This window comes from Microvirga soli (assembly GCF_016734765.1).
Classification (GTDB): Bacteria; Pseudomonadota; Alphaproteobacteria; order Rhizobiales; family Beijerinckiaceae; genus Microvirga; species Microvirga soli.
The window spans coordinates 1-1058 of the sequence record NZ_JAERQE010000152.1 but is presented as its reverse complement, the minus strand read 5'-3'; the positions used below and the strand labels follow the sequence as shown (position 1 = coordinate 1058).

The 1058-nt window shown below is 53.0% G+C and carries 2 protein-coding genes; both read left to right on the top strand.

The window, feature by feature from the left end:
- The coding region (locus tag JKL45_RS29790) for an ImmA/IrrE family metallo-endopeptidase (protein ID WP_210345921.1) at nt 1-341 on the top strand (341 nt) is incomplete at its 5' end.
- Nucleotides 342-651: 310 nt separating this feature from the next.
- Nucleotides 652-891 (top strand): DUF2188 domain-containing protein, encoded by a 240-nt coding sequence (locus tag JKL45_RS29610; protein ID WP_201865347.1) that lies wholly within the window; start codon nt 652-654, stop codon nt 889-891.
- The last annotated feature ends 167 nt before the right edge of the window (nt 892-1058 follow it).

Below are 1058 nucleotides of genomic sequence, written 5' to 3'. Positions count from 1 at the left end.
GCACCTCCTCACAGGTACAGAAGACCCCCACCACCCCATGCTACCAGACAGCGGGCTTTGCCGTCCTAGAAAAAAAGGATATCAAAGAGTGGTCAGTGGAGTGGCAGGCCAATACCTGGGCCGGTTATTTTCTACTGCCAGACTCTGTCATGTCCCTCTTCGACAGCGTCGAGGAGATTGTCGAGATGTGCAAAGTAGACGTGCCAACCGCTGAGTTCCGTTTGGATCAGTACCGAAGCAAAAAGCGCCGCATGCGTGGCTCTGAAATTTGCGTCGACTGTGGAGGAATCAGGGTCCTCGACAGATTCGGCCGAATGGCCTGCGGGAACTGCGGATCATGACGCAAGGTCAACTCACAAAATAACCCCACAACACAACAAGCGCATAATCAACTTTTGACTGTGGAAAACACCGTGCGCAACCCAACAATGTACCCGTGAATGGTAAGATAAAGATTCAAGCGCTTGCGCTCGTTAGAAATCCGCCGCCGGGAACGAGACCCGGCGGCGGCACCCACGAAGCCTGCTAAGGTACTTGTGGGGGCGGAAAGAAGTAGACTCGCTACCACTCTCCGGGTGGCACTGGACCGTATCGAGTCAACATCTGTTCGTCCAGCGGAGCCTTAGCTCTATCCATAGCTGGACTACACATATGACTAATAAGAAGGACTACCATGTTGTTCCCAACGCCGATGGTGGTTGGGATGTAAAGCGGGAAGGCGGTCAGCGCTCGAGCGGCCACTTCGACCGTAAGTCGGATGCTCTAGATCGCGGCAGAGACCTTGCTCGAGATGCAAAAGTCGAACTCGTAGATCATCGGAAAGATGGCACTATCCGGGATAGTGATAGCTACGGGCGCGATCCGAACCCTCCTAGAGACAAGAAGCATTGACGATATAAGAATGGCCAGGATTAATCCTGGCCATTCTTTCAATTCAACGTGTTTCCGCAAGAAGCAATAGAAGCCATGAGCGCCTCCAAATGACCTGCCACTGAAATTTTCCTCCAGGTTGAGTTAGAGTCCGGCCCCTCACAAGGACGGACAATGAAGCGTTCACG